20 protein-coding genes are annotated in these 19,417 nt (G+C 66.6%); 12 read left to right on the forward strand and 8 right to left on the reverse strand.

Annotated features, from left to right (window positions below; genetic code table 11):
* Positions 1–6 precede the first annotated feature (6 nt).
* From FHU31_RS19145 to FHU31_RS19165, 5 genes are read left to right on the forward strand one after another with little or no spacing between them, the layout of a single operon-like run.
* On the forward strand, positions 7–1,296 hold the full coding sequence (locus FHU31_RS19145) for an MCE family protein (RefSeq protein ID WP_167162852.1): 1,290 nt from the start codon (positions 7–9) through the stop codon (positions 1,294–1,296).
* Complete coding sequence (locus FHU31_RS19150) at positions 1,297–2,961, forward strand: MCE family protein (RefSeq protein ID WP_167161521.1); 1,665 nt, start codon at positions 1,297–1,299, stop codon at positions 2,959–2,961. It abuts the gene before it with no gap.
* A 31-nt stretch (positions 2,962–2,992) separates the two neighbouring features.
* Positions 2,993–3,493, forward strand: a complete 501-nt coding sequence (locus tag FHU31_RS19155; RefSeq protein ID WP_167161523.1) for an Rv2253/PknI dimerization domain-containing protein — start codon at positions 2,993–2,995, stop codon at positions 3,491–3,493.
* Between the two features lie 30 nt (positions 3,494–3,523).
* On the forward strand, positions 3,524–3,904 hold the full coding sequence (locus FHU31_RS19160; protein WP_167162854.1) for a hypothetical protein: 381 nt from the start codon (positions 3,524–3,526) through the stop codon (positions 3,902–3,904).
* Positions 3,904–4,371, forward strand: coding sequence for a hypothetical protein (locus FHU31_RS19165; protein WP_167161525.1), 468 nt, complete (start codon positions 3,904–3,906; stop codon positions 4,369–4,371). Before FHU31_RS19160 ends, FHU31_RS19165 begins: the two co-directional genes overlap by 1 nt.
* 9 nt (positions 4,372–4,380) lie before the next feature.
* On the opposite strand, the gene FHU31_RS19170 is transcribed toward FHU31_RS19165, so the two are convergent.
* From FHU31_RS19170 to FHU31_RS19190, 5 genes are all read right to left on the reverse strand, one after another.
* Positions 4,381–5,016 (reverse strand): hypothetical protein, encoded by a 636-nt coding sequence (locus FHU31_RS19170; protein ID WP_167161527.1) that lies wholly within the window; start codon positions 5,014–5,016, stop codon positions 4,381–4,383.
* Positions 5,013–5,801, reverse strand: a complete 789-nt coding sequence (locus FHU31_RS19175; protein WP_234901524.1) for an Rv1363c family protein — start codon at positions 5,799–5,801, stop codon at positions 5,013–5,015. The genes FHU31_RS19170 and FHU31_RS19175 overlap by 4 nt, the downstream gene beginning before the upstream one ends.
* 172 nt (positions 5,802–5,973) lie before the next feature.
* A complete protein-coding gene (locus tag FHU31_RS19180; RefSeq protein WP_409371264.1) occupies positions 5,974–6,411 on the reverse strand; it encodes an Rv2576c family protein in 438 nt (145 codons plus the stop codon).
* Positions 6,412–6,566: 155 nt separating this feature from the next.
* Positions 6,567–7,169: a TetR/AcrR family transcriptional regulator gene (locus FHU31_RS19185; RefSeq protein WP_167161529.1), complete on the reverse strand. Its 603-nt coding sequence runs from the start codon at positions 7,167–7,169 to the stop codon at positions 6,567–6,569.
* A gap of 84 nt (positions 7,170–7,253) precedes the next feature.
* Complete coding sequence (locus FHU31_RS19190; protein WP_409371263.1) at positions 7,254–8,582, reverse strand: cytochrome P450; 1,329 nt, start codon at positions 8,580–8,582, stop codon at positions 7,254–7,256.
* A 122-nt stretch (positions 8,583–8,704) separates the two neighbouring features.
* On the opposite strand from FHU31_RS19190, the gene FHU31_RS19195 reads away from it, so the two are divergent.
* Positions 8,705–9,370, forward strand: a complete 666-nt coding sequence (locus tag FHU31_RS19195; protein WP_167161531.1) for a TetR/AcrR family transcriptional regulator — start codon at positions 8,705–8,707, stop codon at positions 9,368–9,370.
* Between the two features lie 23 nt (positions 9,371–9,393).
* On the opposite strand, the gene FHU31_RS19200 is transcribed toward FHU31_RS19195, so the two are convergent.
* Positions 9,394–10,110 (reverse strand): enoyl-CoA hydratase/isomerase family protein, encoded by a 717-nt coding sequence (locus FHU31_RS19200; protein WP_167161533.1) that lies wholly within the window; start codon positions 10,108–10,110, stop codon positions 9,394–9,396.
* Between the two features lie 58 nt (positions 10,111–10,168).
* Here FHU31_RS19200 and FHU31_RS19205 point away from each other — a divergent pair, with 58 nt between their 5' ends.
* The 5 genes from FHU31_RS19205 to FHU31_RS19225 are packed head-to-tail and all read left to right on the forward strand — an operon-like array spanning position 10,169 to position 16,020.
* Positions 10,169–11,728, forward strand: a complete 1,560-nt coding sequence (locus FHU31_RS19205) for an AMP-binding protein (RefSeq protein WP_167161535.1) — start codon at positions 10,169–10,171, stop codon at positions 11,726–11,728.
* Between the two features lie 60 nt (positions 11,729–11,788).
* The gene (locus tag FHU31_RS19210) at positions 11,789–12,979 is read left to right on the forward strand and encodes an amidohydrolase family protein (RefSeq protein ID WP_167161537.1); all 1,191 of its coding nucleotides are present in this window, start codon (positions 11,789–11,791) and stop codon (positions 12,977–12,979) included.
* Positions 12,976–14,403: a FadD3 family acyl-CoA ligase gene (locus FHU31_RS19215; protein ID WP_167161540.1), complete on the forward strand. Its 1,428-nt coding sequence runs from the start codon at positions 12,976–12,978 to the stop codon at positions 14,401–14,403. Before FHU31_RS19210 ends, FHU31_RS19215 begins: the two co-directional genes overlap by 4 nt.
* Before the next feature lie 21 nt (positions 14,404–14,424).
* Complete coding sequence (locus FHU31_RS19220) at positions 14,425–15,432, forward strand: patatin-like phospholipase family protein (RefSeq protein ID WP_167161542.1); 1,008 nt, start codon at positions 14,425–14,427, stop codon at positions 15,430–15,432.
* A 54-nt stretch (positions 15,433–15,486) separates the two neighbouring features.
* Complete coding sequence (locus FHU31_RS19225) at positions 15,487–16,020, forward strand: 2-C-methyl-D-erythritol 4-phosphate cytidylyltransferase (protein WP_167161543.1); 534 nt, start codon at positions 15,487–15,489, stop codon at positions 16,018–16,020.
* Here the strand turns inward: FHU31_RS19225 and FHU31_RS19230 are convergent.
* The gene (locus tag FHU31_RS19230; protein WP_167161545.1) at positions 16,004–16,711 is read right to left on the reverse strand and encodes an IspD/TarI family cytidylyltransferase; all 708 of its coding nucleotides are present in this window, start codon (positions 16,709–16,711) and stop codon (positions 16,004–16,006) included. The genes FHU31_RS19225 and FHU31_RS19230 overlap by 17 nt on opposite strands.
* Positions 16,712–16,751: 40 nt before the next feature.
* Here FHU31_RS19230 and FHU31_RS19235 point away from each other — a divergent pair, with 40 nt between their 5' ends.
* Positions 16,752–17,990, forward strand: a complete 1,239-nt coding sequence (locus tag FHU31_RS19235; RefSeq protein WP_234901525.1) for a low temperature requirement protein A — start codon at positions 16,752–16,754, stop codon at positions 17,988–17,990.
* Here the strand turns inward: FHU31_RS19235 and FHU31_RS19240 are convergent.
* Positions 17,987–19,276, reverse strand: a complete 1,290-nt coding sequence (locus FHU31_RS19240) for an MFS transporter (RefSeq protein WP_167161547.1) — start codon at positions 19,274–19,276, stop codon at positions 17,987–17,989. The two genes, FHU31_RS19235 and FHU31_RS19240, sit on opposite strands and share 4 nt — an antisense overlap.
* Between the last annotated feature and the right edge of the window lie 141 nt (positions 19,277–19,417).

Consider the following 19,417-nt stretch of genomic DNA (forward strand, 5'->3'; position numbering starts at 1 on the left):
TTCGCAATGACGCACCGTGCCCTGGTGGTCGGGTGCGCAGTGGCGCTCACCGTCAGTGGTTGCGCCTTTCAGGGGGTGAACTCGCTCCCTCTGCCCGGGGCCCAGGGCACCGAGAGCGATGCGCAGATCTTCCATGTCCAGGTCGCCAATGTCGGCACCCTCGAATCGAATTCGCCGGTCATGGTCGACGATGTGGTGGTGGGCAGCGTCGGCACGATGACTGCCGACAACTGGCACGCCGACGTGGAGGTCAGGGTCAATCCGGGGGTGGTCATTCCCGGGAACGCGGTCGCCTCGGTCGGACAGACCAGCCTTCTCGGCTCCATGCACCTGGCGCTCAATCCGCCGGTGGGCGAGCAGCCCACGGGCCGGTTGGCCAGCGGGACGACGATCCCGCTGAAGGCCTCGTCGACCTATCCGTCCACCGAGCAGACACTGTCCTCGTTGTCGGTTCTGGTCAACGGCGGGGGATTGGGTCAGGTCGGTGACATCATCCACAACTTCAGCACCTCCATGTCGGGCCGCGAGCCCGAGATCCGTGAGCTGATCACCCGGCTGGACAGGTTCATCGGAGTGCTGGACAACCAGCGCGACAACATCGTCTCGTCCGTCCAACAGCTCAATCGGGTGGCACACACCTTCGCCGACCAGACGCCGGTGCTGGAACGTGCCCTGCGCGACATCCCGCCGGCCATCGACGTACTGGTCAAGGAACGACCGAACTTCACCGCGGCGCTGCAGAGATTGGGCAACTTCAGTGATACCGCGACCGGGCTGGTCAACGACGCCGGCGATCAGCTCGTGGCCGATCTCAAACACCTGGAACCGGCGATCCGGGCACTGGCCGATATCGGGCCGGACATCACCTCCGCGCTGTACTACGCGACGGCCTTCCCGTACGGGCCCAACGCCATCGAACGCGCGGTCAAGGGCGACTACCTGAACCTGTACGCGATTTTCGACCTCTCCTATCCGCGGTTGAAGAGGTCGCTGTTCCTGGGCACGCGCTGGGGTGATGCGAACGCGAAACTCGTTCCCGCCCCTGGTGAACCGTGGTACCTGAACTACAGCTACGACCCGTTGGGTATGCCACTGTCACCGCCGCCGCCCGATGCGGCTCCGCCGCCACCCGGCGCCATGCCGGTGGTCAACGAGCCGATACTGCCGGTGGCGCCGCCACCGCTGATGCCGATGGTCGCCCCGCCCGTCCCGGGTGGCCCCGTCTTCGCAGGGCCGTACGCCGGCAGTTCTGCGCCCGCGCCGGAAGCCGCACCGACACCGGGGAGTGGTGGCTAGATGCTGACCAGATTCGTCCGAACCCAGTTGATCATCTTCACCATCGCCTCGGTCGTCGGCGTTGCCGTCATGCTCTTCACGTACATGCAGGTGCCCACGCTGCTCGGGGTGGGACGCCTGACAGTGAAGCTGGAATTACCGGAAACCGGTGGTGTATACCGCTTCTCGAACGTGACCTACAACGGTGTGCAGATCGGCAAGGTTACCGATGTGGCGTTGACGAGCAACGGTGCCGAGGCCACCCTGTCGCTGGACCGTTCACCCAAGGTCCCGGCGGATCTGCAGGCCGAGGTGCGCAGCGTGTCCGCGGTCGGTGAGCAGTACGTCGACCTGAGGCCGCACTCCGCGAACGGTCCCTACCTGCAGGACGGCGCGGTCATCCCGCGCGATCGTGCGGTCATGCCGCAAGCGGTGGGGCCGACGCTCGACAAGGTCAGTGCTCTGGTGGAGTCGATCCCCAAGGACAGGATCAGCGACCTCCTCGACGAGACCTACAAGGCGTTCAACGGGGCAGGCGAGGACTTTCAGTCCCTAATGGATTCGGCCACCAAGATCAGCACGGCAGCCAACGGCGTATCCGATCAGATGCGCACCCTGATCGACGACAGTGGGCCGCTGCTGGATTCGCAGGCGCAGAGCACCGATGCCATCCGCACCTGGGCGCACAGCCTGGCCGGTATCACCGGTCAGGTCGTGGCCAACGATCCGCAGTTGCGCACCGTGCTGCAGCGGGGGCCTGGCTTCGCCGCGGAAGTGTCAGGCTTGCTCAACGACCTGAAGCCGACGCTGCCGCTGTTGCTGGCCAACATGAACACGGTCGGTCAGGTCCTGCTCGCGTACAACCCGTCGATCGAGCAGTTGATGGTGTTGCTGCCGGGTTATATCGGAGCTCAGCAGAGCTTCGGCCTGCCCAAGAACAATGCCACCGGGTGGCCGCAGGGCGACTTCACCCTCACGCTGGGTGACCCGCAGCCGTGCACCGTCGGCTTCCTGCCGCCGTCGTCGTGGCGTTCGCCTGCGGACACCACCACCATCGACACCCCGGACAACTTGTACTGCAAGCTGCCGCAGGACTCCCCGGTGTCGGTGCGCGGTGCCCGCAACTTCCCATGCATAGAGCATCCGGGCAAGCGCGCGCCGACCGTCCAATTGTGTGACGATCCAAAGGGATTCATCCCGATCGCGCAGCGGCAGCATGTCCTGGGTCCGATGCCGTTCGACCCGAACCTGATCTCCCAGGGCGTGCCGCCCGACGACAGGGTTGATTTCGGTGACCGGATCTTCGCGCCGGTCGAAGGCACCCCGCTGCCCCCGGGAGCGGTGCCCGCCGGGACGCCGCCGGACGCCCCCGGTGCAGTGCCCCCGGCACTGGGCGTGCCGGCGCCCCCGGCACCCGCCTATGTGCCCCCGCCACCGCCGCCACCGGGTAACTCGCTCAACGGCGTGCCCATCCCGCCGGTGGACGGGACGCCCGCCGACGGCGCGGTGCCTGCGGCACCCAGTGGCTATGCCGATCGCGGCGCCGGCGGCCCGTCCGTCGCGATGGTGCCGTACGACCCCCGCACCGGCAAGTACATGTCGGGCAGCGGTCAACTGGAGCAGCAGACGAACCTGGTCACCAGTGCGCATGCGCCGACCTCGTGGAAAGACCTGATGCCCACGTGAACGGGCATCAGGGCGAGTGGGAGGAGATTCGATGCGGACCATCCGACTGACTGTTGCGGCCACGGGTTTGGCCCTGTGTCTCATGTCGGCTCCGGATGCCCACGCGGACTTCGGATTCGAGCTCAACGGCCCATACGAAGTGACTTCGAACGGTGACTGGGCCAAGACCAACGAGAAGTACCGGGATGAGGTCCCGGTTCGGGAGATCTGGACATTCTCGACATCCTGTGTGGACGCGCACACCTGCAGCGGAACGGTGAACAGCAACGCGGGCTGGAGCGCACCGGTGGAATTCCGGACCACGCGGTGGATCCTCGATCGCTATCACGAACAATGGGAACCCTGCCCGGACGGCACCTTCTCGCCGGGGCGCCAGCGCTACCAGTTCCAGCCTGCCGATGCCAACGGGCAGATCGAGAGGTTGGACGTCAGGACGTTGATGGGGTACGACCGAACCATCGGCATCAGTGGTGCGTGCGGAATCAACACACCCTTGGTGATCAGCATTCCGTTGACCCTTCGGAAGCTGTAGGAGAGTGCCGTGAAGCTGCGTGGCGTGAAGATGGCGATCCCGGGATTCGTTGCCGCCCTGGCGAGTATGTCGCTGACTGCCGCTCCGCCCTCGATGGCGGATCCCACCCCGGAGTCCTGCAACTACCCGGCCTGCACACCGGGTATCGCACCGCACGTCGTGCTGGGTGCGAACTGCTCCAACACCACCTACTACGTATTCGGTGTGACGGACTGGGGCCGCTTGGTGTTCTGTGGATCCCCGCGTCGGTACGAGCCGCGGTGGTTCCGGTCACCCGAGATGCACGGCGTCAAGGTGGAGAACGCCGACTGTGCCGGCTACGACGGCGAGGTGGCACAGGCGCCCGACGGTCTGTTCCTGACCTGCGTGCCCAAAGACGGTGCCGCCCTATGGCTGCGTGGTGACTTGTGATGGGGAAACAGTTGAACAGATCCATACTCGCCACCGCGCTTGCCCCGGCGGCGGTGGCCGCCACCGTCATGGCGCCCGCAGCGCACGCGACGATGCTGTACGGCAACTACAACGTGCTGAGCAACCGATGGACGGATGCCGCCTGGATCTGGGCCGCCTACCCGTGCGACCCAGGTAATCCCGGCGTGGCGGGCACCCCGATCAACTGCGTGCGGATCTCCGCAATGCCCAGTCCGCAGCGCGGCGCTTACTACGGCGGCGTCGCGAACCTGGCCAATGGCCAGTACTCCTACACGACGGACGTGCCGGACGGCCTGCGCTGCTTCGGTCAGGTGCTGCCCACCCGCGACACCTACACCTGGGACGCGAACACCCTGGCTGGTGTCGTCGAATCACGTTTCGACGTCGGCTGTTTCAATGGTCCGCCCGGGATGAACACCTGGACTTTCGCACTCACGCGGATGTGAACGCGTGCGCTAGACCGGATCGAAGGCCGATATCAGCCAGGTGCCGTCATGGCGTTCCAAGCCGACCTTGACCGCACTGGTGGTGTACGAGCCGTCGGGGTTTTCCTTGCTGGTTGTCACCTGGTTCAGGAAGACGAGCACCACGGCCCGATCGGAATGGATCTCGGCGATTCCCTTGCGGATGACGGCGGCGGACGTCTTCACGGACTTCTGCTTTGCCGCAGGCGTGACGATCTGCTGGGTGAAATTGGTGTAGTACGAGAGGAAGTCGCCGGTCAGGCGGGACTTTGCGTTGGTGAAGTCCTTGTCCAGCGTGTCCGGTGAATACGACAGCAGCGCCACCGTGCCGTCGTTGGCGGCCTTGAGGACCGCCTGCTGGGCGTCGTTGTCCACCAGCTGATCCGGGCGATACTGGTTGAAGTAGAGCCACGTCGTCGCCCCAGCCGAGGTGACGAGCAGCACCGCCAGCACTGCGGCCGCCAGCCATTTGGGGGTACGTCGGCGCCGCGGCGCCGCGGCGCCGACCGTCTCCGTTGCGCCGCCGTGCGTTTCGGGCTCCGCGGTATCCCCGCTTTCTTGGTCGACACTGCTCACGGAGAGCTCGACCGCTTCGGACTCGGTGCTGTCTTTATCGTCTGCGGTCACGGCACGAACTCGACTTTCGACAGTTTGATCTGGTCGCCCTCACGGACGAGATTGACCGACAGACGCCAGTTGCGCGGTTCCTGCCGGGCGCCGGCGGCGTTGGTGACCTTGGTGGTGGCGGCCACCAGCACGACGGCATCGGTGTCGGTGGACGTCTCCACCGCCGCGGAGCTGACGCTGGCCTCGGTGACCGCCTTGGAATCGCGGGCCGTCTTCTTGAAATCGTCGGCGGCGCTTTCGAAATCCTTCTTGAAGTCGCCGGTGGAGTTGTCCACGATGGCCTTCACGTTGTCGTCGACCTTGTTGTAGTCCAGCGACATCAATGTCACCACGCCCTGGCGCGCCGCTGCCTCGAACTCGGCGATCCGTTGTTGATGGGCTTGGACTCCGCGGTGCTGGATGACGATCCAGGTGCCTGCCGTGATCAGGGCACCGATGATCAGTACCGTCACCACCGCGGCGGTCCAGCGCAGCGCGCTGCCCAGACGGCCCGACCTGACGGGGACCGTCTGCTCATCGGCGACCGATTCGGCGCTGTCCTCGACGAGCTCGTCATCGGAGTCGTCCCCGGTATCGGTAGCGACGGCTTCCGCCTTCGCCTTTTCGGCGTCACGGCGCAGCCGGAGCAGCTCCGCCTTGGCCCGAGCTGCGGCCGCGGCGGCCTCCGCCTCGTGGGCCTCTGCCTCGGCGAGGGCGAGGGAGTCCTCGGCGTCGGTATTGGTCGGTGTGCTCATGCCGGCATCGTCATCGGGAATGTCGGGCGTGGCAGGTTTGCGGGACGGCATCCGGCCTCCTGTCCGTTCTGAACCCCGGGGCCTGGCGTTCGTCTAGAGAATGGCATTGTCTTTCCTACGGTACCCGAGGGCCGGAAGTTGCCCGGCCGGGTGCTATTTACAGGTATTTGCCAGCGGAAACGTCGTTTCCGCTGGCAGTGTCAGCAACCCACCGTCAGTGGTGCTACCACGTGCGCAGCGAGCAAAGCACCCCTTTGGTCCCCGAATCCGTCGCGACCACTATGTCATCAACGCGAAGCTCGCAGACGAAGCCCGGGGCGGCGAGTTCTGGATCGTGACCGTTCTTGGTGGCCACCACCATCGCCCAGTCTTGCGGATCGGCCAAGGTGGCTTCCAGGACCCAGGGTTTGCCGGGGCCGAGTTCGGCTACTGCCTTGGGGCTGTACTGGTAGGGATTGTGGCTGTACTCACCGAAGTTCGGCGGCTGGGTATCCCGATAGTAGATCTCGGCGTTGATCGGCTGGCTGGCACCGACGGTGTACTTGACGTGGTGCAGCACCGGATCGTCGGCGTGCGCGGGCACCGGCCCGAGCAGGGCTGCCGTCATCGCCGCGCCCACGACGGCGGCCACGGTCGAGACGCGGGTCGCGGTATTCCTCACCACCGGATTCACGGGCGCCCTCCACGGCTCGTCGTCTTCGGCTGACTATAGATCGGCGGCCGTCCTCATTCGACGGAAACGCCATTCCTTCTTCGCCAATTCGAAGAACATCATTCTCGCAATGAGAGATCACCGTTTCGGCGGACGGCCCAACGCTACAGGCCGCCGGAGAGGGCCCGGCGTACCGGCAACAGAAACCGCCGGGCGTAGTCCTCGGGACCGTCGGCGGAGTCGAGTTCGAGGACGCCACCGGGGATGAGGACGAACGAGTGAATCGCCCGCGCCACATGTTCGGCGAACTGGGCACGGACATCGTCGGGCAGCTCGCCCTCCCGGACGGCCGAGTAGACGAACGCGCGGGCCAGTTCCATGGCCGTCGAGTTGTCCGCGATCAGGTACGGCGTGAGTAGCTCGGGGTTGACCCGTAAGACGGTGGTGAACGCGGGATGGTGGTGCAGGCCCCGGTAGGCCGCGGCGAAGCCGTGGACCAATCGGTCGTCGGTGTCCTGGTAGCGGTCGATGACGGACTGGATATCGGCGAAGTAGCGGGCCAGTTCGGCCTCCACCAGCGCGGCGATCAGTGCTTCGCGGCCGTTGAAATAGAGGTAGAGCGTGGCCCGGCCGATCTTGGCGGTCCGGGCGATCTGCTCCATGGAGTACTTGCGCAGTCCGGTCGTCGAGGCCAGATCCAGCGCGGCGTCCAGGATCCGACGGCGCGTATCACCGGATTCGGTGGTGGGGGGACTCCCGGATGTCACCGGGCCATTATCCCTGAGCCGAAGATGACGAACCGGCCGCGCCGAAGGTGTTCGGAACTGCCGGTTCGCCGATCCGTCGGCGGGTCAGGCGACCGGCGTGAACCTGATGTTCAGGTCGGTCAGGCCGCGCAGGACGAACGTCGGTTCGTAGTTGAAGTTCTGGTCTCCGACCGGGCCGTGCTTGTCGGCGTCGACGTGGATGTCGACCATCCGGTCCAGGATCCGTTCCAGTGACACCCGGCCCTCGACGCGGGCCAGCGGACCGCCCGGGCAGGAGTGCACGCCCCGGCCGAAGGCCATGTGCTCGCGGACGTTCTTGCGGTCCAGGCGCAGTTCGTGCGGATTGTCGAAACGCCGGGGGTCGCGGTTGACCGCGCCTGGCAGCACCATCACCATGCCGCCGGCCGGGATGTCGACTCCGGCCAGGGTGGTCTTGCGCCGGACGAGCCGGAAGTCGCATTTGACCGGGCTCTCCAGCCGCAGTGACTCCTCGACGAAGGTGGGGATCAGGGTCCGGTCCTTGCGGAGTCTGTCCTGCACTTCGGGGTTCTCGGCCAGCACGCGCATGGCGGCGCTGAGCAGTTTGGTGGTGGTCTCCTGGCCCGCCGCGAAGAGGAAGGTCGCCGAGCGCACTACGTCGATGACCTCTGGCACCGACCCGTCCGGGTACAGCGCGGTCGCCAGTGAGGTGAGGACGTCCTCGCGCGGGTTGGCGCGGCGGTCCTGCAGGTACGCGACGAACTGGTCGTCGAGGAACTGCAGTGGGTTCTCCGAGACGACCTCGCCTTCCAGTGAGCCGACGCGAGCTCCCGGTCGGTCGGCTCCGAGGACGGTGCGGAACACCTTGTGGTCCTCCTCCGGCACGCCGAGCAGGTCGGCGATCACCAAGAGGGAGAACGGCTTGGCGTACTCGGCGAGGAATTCGCAGTGTCCGTTGGACAGGAACTCATCGAGCTGGTTGTCCGCCAGCCGCCACATGAAGTCCTCGTTCTCCTTGAGCCGGCTCGGCGTGAGCAGCCGGTTCAGCAGTGAGCGCGCCTTCGTATGGTCGGGCGGGTCCATGGTGACCATGTGCTCGAACATCGGCAGCAGGTGCCGGTGCGCCGCGAGCTGCTCGGAGATGTCGTCACCCTCCGGGGTGAACGGCAGCGGCGGGAACGGTCCGCCGACCGCGATCGCATTGGAGTAGGTCTCGGTGTCCTTGTAGACCGCGACCGCCTCTTCGTAGCCGGTGACCGCGATGCAGCCCCATGGTGGAACCTCCAGCACCGGGTTCTGGTCGCGGAGGTAGTCGAAGTACGGGTACGGGTTGGGCACCAGCGACTGGTCGGTGAGGAAATCCAGCGTCGCGTAGTCGGTCGTCATATAGCGGTTCTCCCAGGGCTGTGCGGGAATCAGGAATCGGCGACTCATCCAAGGTCATCGCCACTCAAAGTGCTGTGCACCTGCTTAGCATGGCGATAGAGTCGTGGTCAAGGTCACACGTGCGGCAGATCGCTACCATCTGTGCACGCCGACACATAAGTGGGGAGAGCATGACGACGTCGCGCAGGATCGGGGCACCGGATGCCAAGAATCGTGGTGTCCTGCTCGATGCCGCCGAGGCGCTGATGCTCGAGGAGGGCTACGCCGCGGTGACGTCGCGCCGGGTCGCCGACAAGGCCGGCCTCAAGCCGCAGTTGGTCCACTACTACTTCCGCACCATGGACGACCTGTTCCTTGCGGTCTTCCGTCGCAGGGCCGAACAAGGGCTGGCGGTGCAGGCGGCGGCATTGCAGACCGCGCAGCCGCTGTGGGCGCTGTGGCGGTTCGGCACCGATCCGGCGGCGACGCGGCTGACGATGGAGTTCATGGGGCTGGCGAACCATCGCAAGGCCCTGCGCGCCGAGATCGGTCACTTCGCCGAGCGGTTCCGCGATGACCAGCGTGTCGCGGTGGCCGCCGCGCTGGACCGCTACGGGCTGGATACCTCGGAAGTGCCGCCGGTGGTGTGGACGGTGTTCGCCACCAGCCTGTCCCGGGTGCTCGTCATGGAGCGGGAACTCGGCATGTCCGCCGGGCACGCCGAGACGCTGGCGTTCGTAGAGCGCTGGCTGCACGAGTTGGAGGGACCCGCGCAACCGCTGGAGATCCCACTGCCCGACGGTCAGCTGCTGCGCATCGAGGACGGCGTGCCCGAAGTGGTGCCCGCGGCCCCGTAGGTTCGCCCCGTTGCCGAGCCCGGCTACTTGCCCTTGTTCAGTACCTTGTCGGCGGCTTCCCAATGCTCTTCGGACACCCATAGTTTCGCGAAGGCGGCGACCGCATCGGTCGTGGTGGTCCCATTGATGACGCGCTTGATGGACGCGCCGGGCCGGCGGGCGAGCAACTGAGCCGTCGTGCGCCAGTGCTCGGCGAAATCGGCGCGCGGGACCACCTCGTCGATCAGGCCGAGGCGCTGCGCCTCCGCGGCGCCGAGCACCCGGCCCGTGCCGGCCAGCAGCAGTGCGCGGCCGCGGCCGACCAACGCACCGAGGCGCTCGGCTCCGCCCCAGGCCGGCATGATCGCCAGCGACACCTGGTTGAAGCCGATCTTGATGTCGTCGGCGGCGATGCGGATATCGGCGGCCACGGCGAACTCCGCGCCGCCGCCGAGTGCGTGACCGTTGAGGGCCGCAAGCACCGGGCCGGGGAAGCCGGCGATGCGGTCGCAGATGGTGCGCATGCGCCAGGCCATCTCGGCGGCCTCCAGTTCGGTGCGCAGCGCGGCCAGCTCCTTGAGATCACCGCCCGAGACGAACGCCTTGTCACCACCGCCGGTGATGACCAACGCGGAGGCGTCCGCCGCACTGTCCAACGCCGCACCGAGTTCGTTCATGGTGTCCAACGAAATGGCGTTGCGCGCGTGCGGGCGATTCACGGTGACAACCGCTAATCCGTCCTCGATCTCGAGGTCGACCATCAAGCATTCTCCAGATTCGATATTGGCATTCTCGCAGGGTGAGAATAGCATCACCAGGATGCGTCCCATCCCCGTTGACCTGACCAAACGGTACGTGGAGCAAGGGTGGTGGCGGCCGGAGACCCTCGGTCAGATGGTGGCCGACGGCCTGGCGGCCAGCCCGGACGCCGGCTTCTATGTGCACTCCGAGACCCGGCCCTACGCGGGCACCTTCGCCGAGGTCGAACTGCAGGCCAGGAGGTTGGCCGCCGGTCTGCAAGAACGTGGCGTCGGCCCTGGTGATGTGGTGGCGCTGCAGCTGCCCAACTGGATGGAGGCCGCCGTCGCGTTCTGGGCGTCGGCATTCCTGGGTGCGGTGACCGTGCCGATCGTGCACTTCTACGGGCGCAAGGAACTCGGGCACATCATCGCCACCGCCCAACCCAAGGTCTTCCTGTCCACCGAACGGTTCGGCCGGATGTCCTTCCAGCCTGATCTGTGCGCCGGCATACCGATCGTCGGCCTGGTCGGGCACCGCACCTTCGATGCTCTGCTGGCCGACGAACCGCTGGTGGGCACGGTCGCCGCCGACCCGGCCGGCAGGGCGCTCATCGCCTTCACCTCCGGTACCACCAAGGAACCCAAGGGTGTCGTGCACAGCCATCAGACATTGGGTTTCGAGACCCGCCAGCTGCTGGACAACTACCCACCCAACCGGGGCCGACAGCTCACCGCGACACCGATCGGCCACTTCATCGGCATGATCGGGGCGTTCCTGATCCCGGTGCTGGAAGGCGCGCCGATCGACCTCTGCGATGTATGGGATCCGGGCAAGGTGCTGGACCTCATCGAGCGCGAGGGCCTGTCCATCGGTGGCGGGCCGCCCTACTTCGTCACCAGCCTGATGGATCACCCGCGGTTCGACGAGGGCCACCTCGCGAAGTTCACCACGGTGGGCCTCGGTGGCTCGACCGTGCCGGCGACCGTCACCCGGCGGTTGGCCGACCAGGGCCTGTTCGTCTACCGCTCCTACGGCAGTACCGAACATCCGTCCATCACCGGGTCCGGTGTCGGGGCGCCCGAGGACAAGCGCCTGTTCACCGACGGCAATGTTCGGCCGGGGGTGGAGATCCGGCTCGGGCCCGACGGTGAGATCTTCAGCAGGGGCCCTGACCTGTGCCTGGGCTACACCGATGACGCGCTGACCGCGACATGCTTCGACGAGGAGGGTTGGTATCGCACCGGTGACATCGGCGTGCTCGACGAGGACGGCTACCTGACCATCACCGATCGCGCCACCGACCTGATCATCCGGGGTGGCGAGAACATCAGCGCCCTCGAAGTCGAGGAAGTACTGCTGAGCATGCCGCAGATTGCCGAGGCTGCGGTGGTGGCCGCTCCCGACGCCCGACTGGGCGAGCGGGTGGCGGCGGTTCTCCGGGTCCGCAGCGGTCAGGTTATGCCGACGCTTGAGCAGGTCAGAGGGCATTTCGACGAATCCGGGGCGGCGCGGCAGAAGTGGCCCGAGGAGTTGCACCAGGTCCCGGACGGCGAGGACTACCCGCGTACCGCCAGCGGCAAGGTGCAGAAGTTCCGTATCCGCCAGCTCGTCCGCGAGGCGGCAGCCAAGGCCCACTAGGGGCATTGCGGCATTCGGTTCGTGAGAATATGATTCTCACGAACCGAAAAGGAGCATCTCATGGGACAACTGTCGCATCGTGTCGACGTGCCGTTTCCGCTTTTCGATGCGGACAACCACCTGTACGAACCGCCGGAGGCGATGACGAAGTACCTCCCGAAGGAGTACAAGGACATCGTTCAGTACGTCGAGGTCAACGGTCGTACCAAGATCGCGCTCAAGGGCCAGATCAGTAACTACATCCCGAACCCCACCTTCTCGGTGGTCGCCAAGCCCGGCGCCTGGGAGGAGTACTTCAAGTACGGAAACCCCGACGGCAAGAGCAAGCGGGAACTGTTCGGTGAGCCGATGAAGGCCATCCCGGCCTTCTTCGAGCCCGAGCCCCGCATCAAGGTGATGGATGAACTCGGCGTCGACCGCAGCCTGATGTTCCCGACCTTGGCCAGCCTGATCGAGGAGCGGCTGTCCGACGATCCGCTCGCCATCCACGTGATCATCCACGCGCTCAACGAGTGGCTGCACGAGGTCTGGGGCTTCAACCACAAGGGCCGCATCTTCACCACCCCGGTGATCACCCTGCCCATCGTCGAGAAGGCGATCGAGGAACTGGAGTGGGCCGTCAAGCGCGGCGCGCGCGCCATCCTGATCCGTCCCGCCCCGGTGCCGGGCTTCCGCGGGCCGCGCTCCTTCGCGCTGCCGGAATTCGATCCCTTCTGGGAGCGGGTCGTGCACCACGACATCTTCGTCGGCATGCACTCGTCGGACAGCGGCTACTCGCGCTACACCTCCGAATGGGACGGCGCCGCGCAGGAGATGCTGCCGTTCCAGACCAACGCGATGTCGATCCTCAACGAGTGGCGCCCCATCCAGGATGCGGTGGCCTCCTGGGTGATCCACGGTGCGCTGTTCCGCTTCCCGAAGCTGAAGGTTGGCATCGTCGAGGCCGGCTCGAAGTGGATGTTCCCGCTGCTGGATTCGATGGCCGAGGTGTACAAGAAGGCCCCCGAGGCCTTCCTGGGCAACCCGATGGAAGAGATCAAGAACCGCATCTACGTCAGCCCGTTCTACGAAGAGGGTATCGACGACCTGATCAACCTGATCGGTGTGGACCAGGTGCTCTACGGATCGGACTGGCCGCACCCCGAGGGCCTGGCCGAGCCGACGCACTACATCACCGCGCTCGAGCATCTCGCCCTGGAAGACCAGGCGAAGATCATGGGCGGCAACCTCGGACGCCTCATCACCGCGTGAGCGACTGGCGGACCATCCCCGAGATGGTCCTGCGTGCTGCGGACCGGTTCGGCGACGCCGAGGCCGTCGTCGACGGTCCGCAGCGCCTGTCTTTCGTCGAACTCGTCGAACGCATCCGGCAGGCGTCGGGTGCGTTCAACGGATTCGGTATCGGCAAAGGGGATCGGGTGGCCCTGTGGGCGCCCAACTCCGTCGAGTGGATCGTCGCCGCGTTCGGCATCATGACCGCCGGCGGTGTCCTGGTGCCGGTCAACACCCGGTTCAAGACCGACGAGGCCGCCGACGTGGTGGCCCGCAGCGGCGCCAAAGCCGTTCTGGTGCAACAGGGTTTCTTCGGCCAGGAATTCGCGATTCCCGGTGTGCCGAGCATCGACCTGCGCTCGGATTTCCTGAGCAGCGGTGCGCCCTTCGTGGCTGCGGTCGACGGGGACGACGTCTCCGATGTCATCTACACCTCGGGTACCACCGGCCGGCCCAAGGGCGCGATGATGTGCCATCGGCAGACGCTGCGGATGTACGAGGAATGGGCCACCCTGGCGGATCTGCGCCGCGGTGACCGCTACCTGATGATCAACCCCTACTTCCACACCTTCGGGCTCAAAGCCGGTCTGATCGCCTCCTTTCTGCGCGGGGCGACCATGTTGCCCGTCGCCGTGTTCGACATCGACGCGGTGGTGGATCTCGTTGAACGCGAACGCATCACGATGTTACCGGGGCCGCCCACGCTGTATCACTCGCTGTTGACCGTCGCCGACAAGTCCAAGTTGGCGACGCTGCGCGCGGGAGTGACCGGCGCGGCCGACATCCCCGTCGAACTCATCCGCCGTATTCGTGACGAGCTGCCGTTCCAGAGCCTGATGACCGGCTACGGCCTGACCGAGGCGGGCAATGTCACGTTGTCGCGGCCCGGCGATACGCCCGACGACGTCGCCACTACGGCAGGGGTGCCGTGCCAGGACGTCGACGTCCGCATCGCCGAGGACGGCGAGGTGCTCGTGCGGGGCTACAGCGTCATGCGCGGTTACCTGGACGACCCGGCCGCCACGGCGGAGGCGATCGACCCCGACGGCTGGCTGCACACCGGTGACCTCGGTGAGTTCACCGCATCCGGCCGGCTCAAGATCGTCGGCCGCAAGAAGGACATGTTCATCGTCGGCGGGTTCAACGCCTATCCGGCCGAGATCGAGGGTGTCCTGATGCAGCATCCCGCCGTGGCTCAGGTCGCCGTCATCGGCGTGCCCGACGAGCGGATGGGCCAGGTGGGTAAGGCTTTCGTGGTGTGCCATCACCCGCTGGGCGCCGACGAGCTGATCGGCTGGAGCCGGGAACTGATGGCCGGATACAAGGTGCCGCGGTACGTCCGCTTCGTGGATGCGCTGCCCACCAACGCCACCGGCAAGGTGATGAAGAACCAACTCGTCTGACCGCCGCGGTATCGTCGGATCGTGTCGTCGTTGTCCGCCGATCTGGTGCTCTCCGGTGGGGGAGTCAAGGGTGTCGGACTCGTCGGTGCCGTCGTCGCGCTGCTGGAGGCCGGGTACGCCGTGCAGCGGGTATCCGGTACGTCGGCCGGATCGATCGTCGGCGCCATCGTGGCGGCGGGCTCGGAACTCACCAGTGCCGAGGTCAAAGACCTTGCGCTGCAGCTGGATTACCACAAGTTTCGCGATCCCGTCCCGGCGCAGCGGCTGCCGGTCATCGGCAGTTCGCTGGCGGTGTTGCTGGGCGACGGAATGTACCGGGGTGATTACGCCCACGACTGGGTGCAGAGTCAGCTGCGCAATCTCGGCGTCCGCACGTTCGGTGATCTCGCCATCGACGACGACGAGCTGCCGCCCGAACAGCGCTACAAACTCGTCGTCACCGTCGCGGATGTCACCACGGGCCAGCTGGTCCGGCTGCCGTGGGACTATCGGCGGGTTTACGGCCTGGACCCGGATGAACAGAGCGTGGCGGACGCCGTGCGCGCGTCGATGTCCATTCCGTTCTATTTCCGTCCGGTGACCTTGACCAGCGCCGCGGGTCTCACCTCGACCCTGCTGGACGGTGGTCTGCTGTCGAACTTCCCGGTCGATTCCCTGGACCGCACCGACGGGGTGGCGCCGCGCTGGCCCAGCTTCGGCATCACGCTGCTGCCCGATCTGCCGGACGGCATCGATCAGGTGCTGCCCGACTGGGGTCTGCTGCACCGGCTGGGGCCACCGCGGCTGCTCGACGATGTCATCACCACGGTGTTGGTCGGGCGGGATCAGGCCTACCTCAACCAGCCGTGGGTGAGCGCCCGCACCATCCGGGTCGACTCGACCGAGGTCGGGTTTCTCGACTTCGGCATCACCGATGCCCAAGTGCAGGCCCTGTACGCCAAGGGCTATCACGCCGCGCAGGCCTTCCTGGCCGGCTGGGACTGGGACACCTACCTGCTCCGATTCCGTCCGACCAGCCCGATAGTCTGACCCGCGGTGAAGATTTCAGCGATAGTGCCGGTTTCCGCAGACCACCGTGCCGCGGTGTTGACACCGATAGCGGGCCGCTCGGCGTTGTGGCGCGTGGTGGATTCGTTGGCGGCGGCCGACCTGCACAGCGTGGTGGTGACGGCCGCGCCGGCACTGGTGGCCGATATCGACCGTGCGCTGGCAGGCACCGCGGCGACGGTACTGGCCGCACCGGACGGTGACGGCTTGCCCGCCGCCGTGGAACACCTTCGGGCGGAGGCGGTTTCCCATGTCCTGGTGGCCGACCCGCGCCAGGTGCTGATCTCACCGCAGGTGATCGGGCGGGTCAGGGCGGCGCTGGCCGGCGGCGCCGCCAAGGTGGTGCCGATCGTGCCGGTCACCGACACCGTCAAAACCGTTGACGCGCAAGGGCGCATCCTGGCGACCGTGGACCGGTCGGCGCTGCGGACCGCTCAGTACCCCTACGGTGCCGCCGTCGACGCACTGGCGAACGTGGACATCGTCACCGTCGAAGGCGATCCCGACGCGATCCTGGCGGACCTGCCGGCCGACACCGCCTTGATCGAGGCGCTCATCGCCTGTCGCTGAGCAGGTGGTCGGCCAGTGCGATGTCGTGGCGGAAGGTCACCTTCAGATTGTCCGACGCCCCGGGGAACACCCGCACGTCGACATCGGTGAAGTGCTGCACACACGACGAGGTGTCGGTGCCGTCGAATCCCTCCGCACCGGCCCGCCGGTAGGCGGCCAGCAGTGGCGCGGCCCGGAACGCCTGGGGTGTCTGCACCCGCACCAGACGTTCGGTGAACCCGGCGAGGGTATCCGCCCGCAACGTGCCGTGGGCGTCCACCGCGGGCACCGCGCCGCCGAAGGTGCGCGCGGTGGTCAGTGCCGCCCGCATCAGATCCGGCGTGGCGAGGGGGCGGGCGGCATCGTGGATCAGCACCACGTCGACGGTGCCGGCATCGATATCGCCGGCGAGGTGGGCCAGCACATTGGACTCCGAGTCGTGGCGGGTGTCCCCGCCCGCCACATACTCCACCGCGGTGTCCGGAAGGTCTTCGCGCACGGTGCTTTCGGCGATATCCCGTTCACCTTTGCGATACACCAGGATGGTGCGGCCGATCTCGGGGGTGGCCGCGACGGCGTGCACCGACCACGCCACCATCGAACGGCCCGCCAGCCGGAGATACGCCTTGTTGCCGTCGGCGCCGACCCGCGATCCGATACCTGCGGCGAGCACGACTCCGACGGCGGACCCTAGGGTGTCGGGGGTGGGCATCCGCCCACGCTAGCGCGTCGGGTGGGGAAGGGGCGGTGTCATGAGTGCGTACACACATCGGGTCCGGGTGATGTCGGGGCGAGACCCGCATGAGCAGCACCGGGTCGCCACCCCGCTGGAACTCCTCTTCGACCTCACCTTCGTCGTCGGGTTCGGCACCGCCGCTTCGGAGTTCGCCCATGCGTTGACGGGCGGCCACATCCGAGCGGGGTTGATCGCGTTCACGTTCGCGATTTTCGCGATCTGCTGGGCCTGGATCAACTTCACCTGGTTCGCGTCGGCCTATGACACCGACGACTGGGTGTACCGGGTGACCACCATGGTGCAGATGGTCGGTGTGGTGATCCTGACGCTCGGGATTCCGCCCGTGTTCGCCTCCATCGAGCACGGGGGATATGTCGACAACACGGTGCTGGTCGCCGGCTACGTGGTGATGCGTGTCGGACTCGTGGCGCAGTGGTTGCGCGCGGCGGCCGGCGATCCGGCGCGGCGGCGGGCCTGCCTGACCTACGCGATCTCGGTGAGCGTGGTGCAGATCGGCTGGATCGCCCTGATTTTCGCGCACACCTCGCTGGTGGTGACGCTGGTCTGGTGCGGTGTGCTGATCCTGTTGGAGATCTCGGTGCCGGTGCTGGCGGAGCGCCAGGTCGGCGGCACGCCCTGGCATGCGCACCACATCAGTGAGCGCTACGGGCTGATGGCCATCATCGCCCTCGGTGAAGGTGTGGTCGGGACGGTCGCCACCCTTTCGGCGGTGGTGCAGGAGCAGGGCTGGACGACCGACGCCGTCCTGGTCGCGATCGCCGGCATCGGTCTGACCTTCGGCATGTGGTGGGTGTACTTCATCGTGCCGACCGCCGACCTGCTGCACGCCCATCGTGAGCAGTCGTTCTGGTTCGGTTATCTGCCCATCTTCTTGTTCGGATCGATTGTCGCCACGGGCGCCGGTTTGCACGTAGCCGCCTACTACCTGGAAGGGCATTCCGAGTTGGGATCGGTGGGCACGGTGTTCTCGGTGGTGATCCCGGTCGGTCTGTTCGTCTGCCTGGTGTTCCTGATCTATTCGCTGATGGTGCGGGGGACCGACTGGTTCCATCTTCTGTTGCTCGTGCTCACCGCCGCGGTGCTGGTGGCTGCGGTCCTGTTGGCGCTGGCCGGGGTGTCGATGGCGCTGTGCTTGCTGGTCGCCACCTCGGCGCCGATGGTGACGGTGGTCGGGTACGAACTCGTCGGGCACCGGCACATGGCCGACGCGTTGGCCCGGCGACTGGTCGGCTAGCGCGCCCGGCGGTCGGCGGGGTGGACGGCCCCGATCTCGACGGTCTCCAGCAGTTCCCGCTCTTCCTCTTCGGCGAGCAGCTTTCGCGCCTTCTTGCGGGTCACCAGGATGCCGATGACCGCCAATACCCAGACCGCGTACTGCAGTGTCCACGCCAGGTGGAACGAGTCGAACGAGTAGCCGCCCGCGGCGTCGAGGATCCAGCCCATCGCCTGCATGAGGATCAGCGAGGCCAGGAAGCCACCCATGTTCACCATGCCCTGGGCGGTACCCAGGGTGGCGCTCGGGTTGAAGGTGCGGGCGAAGTCGAAGCCCACCATGGAGCCGGGCCCGCCGACCGAGATGATGACGATGAGCACGACCAGCAGCCACAGGGGCGCGGGTCCCGGCAGCGCCAGCACCACGGTCCAGATCGCCGCGTTGCTGCCGATGATGCCGAGCACCATCCACGAACGACGGTGCGGGTAACGGCCGGTGAAGATGCCCAGCACGATGCCGGCGACGATGGCGGTGACCACGGAGATGGTCAGCAGCATGCCCGCCGCCGCCCGGGACTGGTGCTGAGCCACCATCACGTAGGGCACGCCCCACATGAGGGCGAAGATCGTCACCGAGAACTGTGTGCCCATATGAGTGAAGAACCCCAGCCGGGTGCCGGGCCGCATCCACACCGTGCGCACGCTGGCCAGGGTGTCGCGCACGCCCATGGTCTCGGTGGTGGCCAGCCGGCCGTGCGGGGTGTTCTGCACGACCACCACGGCGAGCACCAGGACCAGTACCCCGAGCGCGGTCACCGACAGGTACGCCGACGTCCAACCGGAGACGCCGAGCAGCGACAGGAACGGAATGGCCGAGAGCACCTGGCCGACCTGCCCGGAGATGCCGGTCAACTGGGTGAGTAGCGGGATCTGTCGGGCCGGGAACCAGTGCGGTACCAGGCGCAGCACCGAGATGAACGTGATGGCGTCGCCGAGGCCGACGACCGCGCGGGCGGCCAACGCCAGCGGTAGCGACTCCGTGAGTGCGATGGCGAGCTGCCCGGCGGCCATCAGTGCCGCGCCCGACACGATCAGGACCTTCGAGCCGAAACGATCGAGCAGGACACCGGCAGGTACCTGGGCGCCCGCGTAGACGATCACCTGCAGCACGACGAAGGTCGACAACACGCTGGGGCTGGCGTGGAAGCGGTCGGCGGCCTCCAACCCGGAGACACCCAAGGTGGTCCGATTGAGGACGGCGACGATATAGGCCAGTAGCCCGGTGGCCCAGACGATCCAGGGACGCACGGCGACAGCCTCTCTTCGGCAGTGACAGCCGGAATCGGGAAAGACGAGCTTTGTCCTGTCATATTCTCCCAAAATGATGGGACGAATCGCCAATCGATTTCCGGTGAATTTGCTCACCAGCAACGGGTGGGGCGTGTCCGG

The sequence above is a fragment of the Mycolicibacterium fluoranthenivorans genome, from assembly GCF_011758805.1.
Classification (GTDB): Bacteria; Actinomycetota; Actinomycetes; order Mycobacteriales; family Mycobacteriaceae; genus Mycobacterium; species Mycobacterium fluoranthenivorans.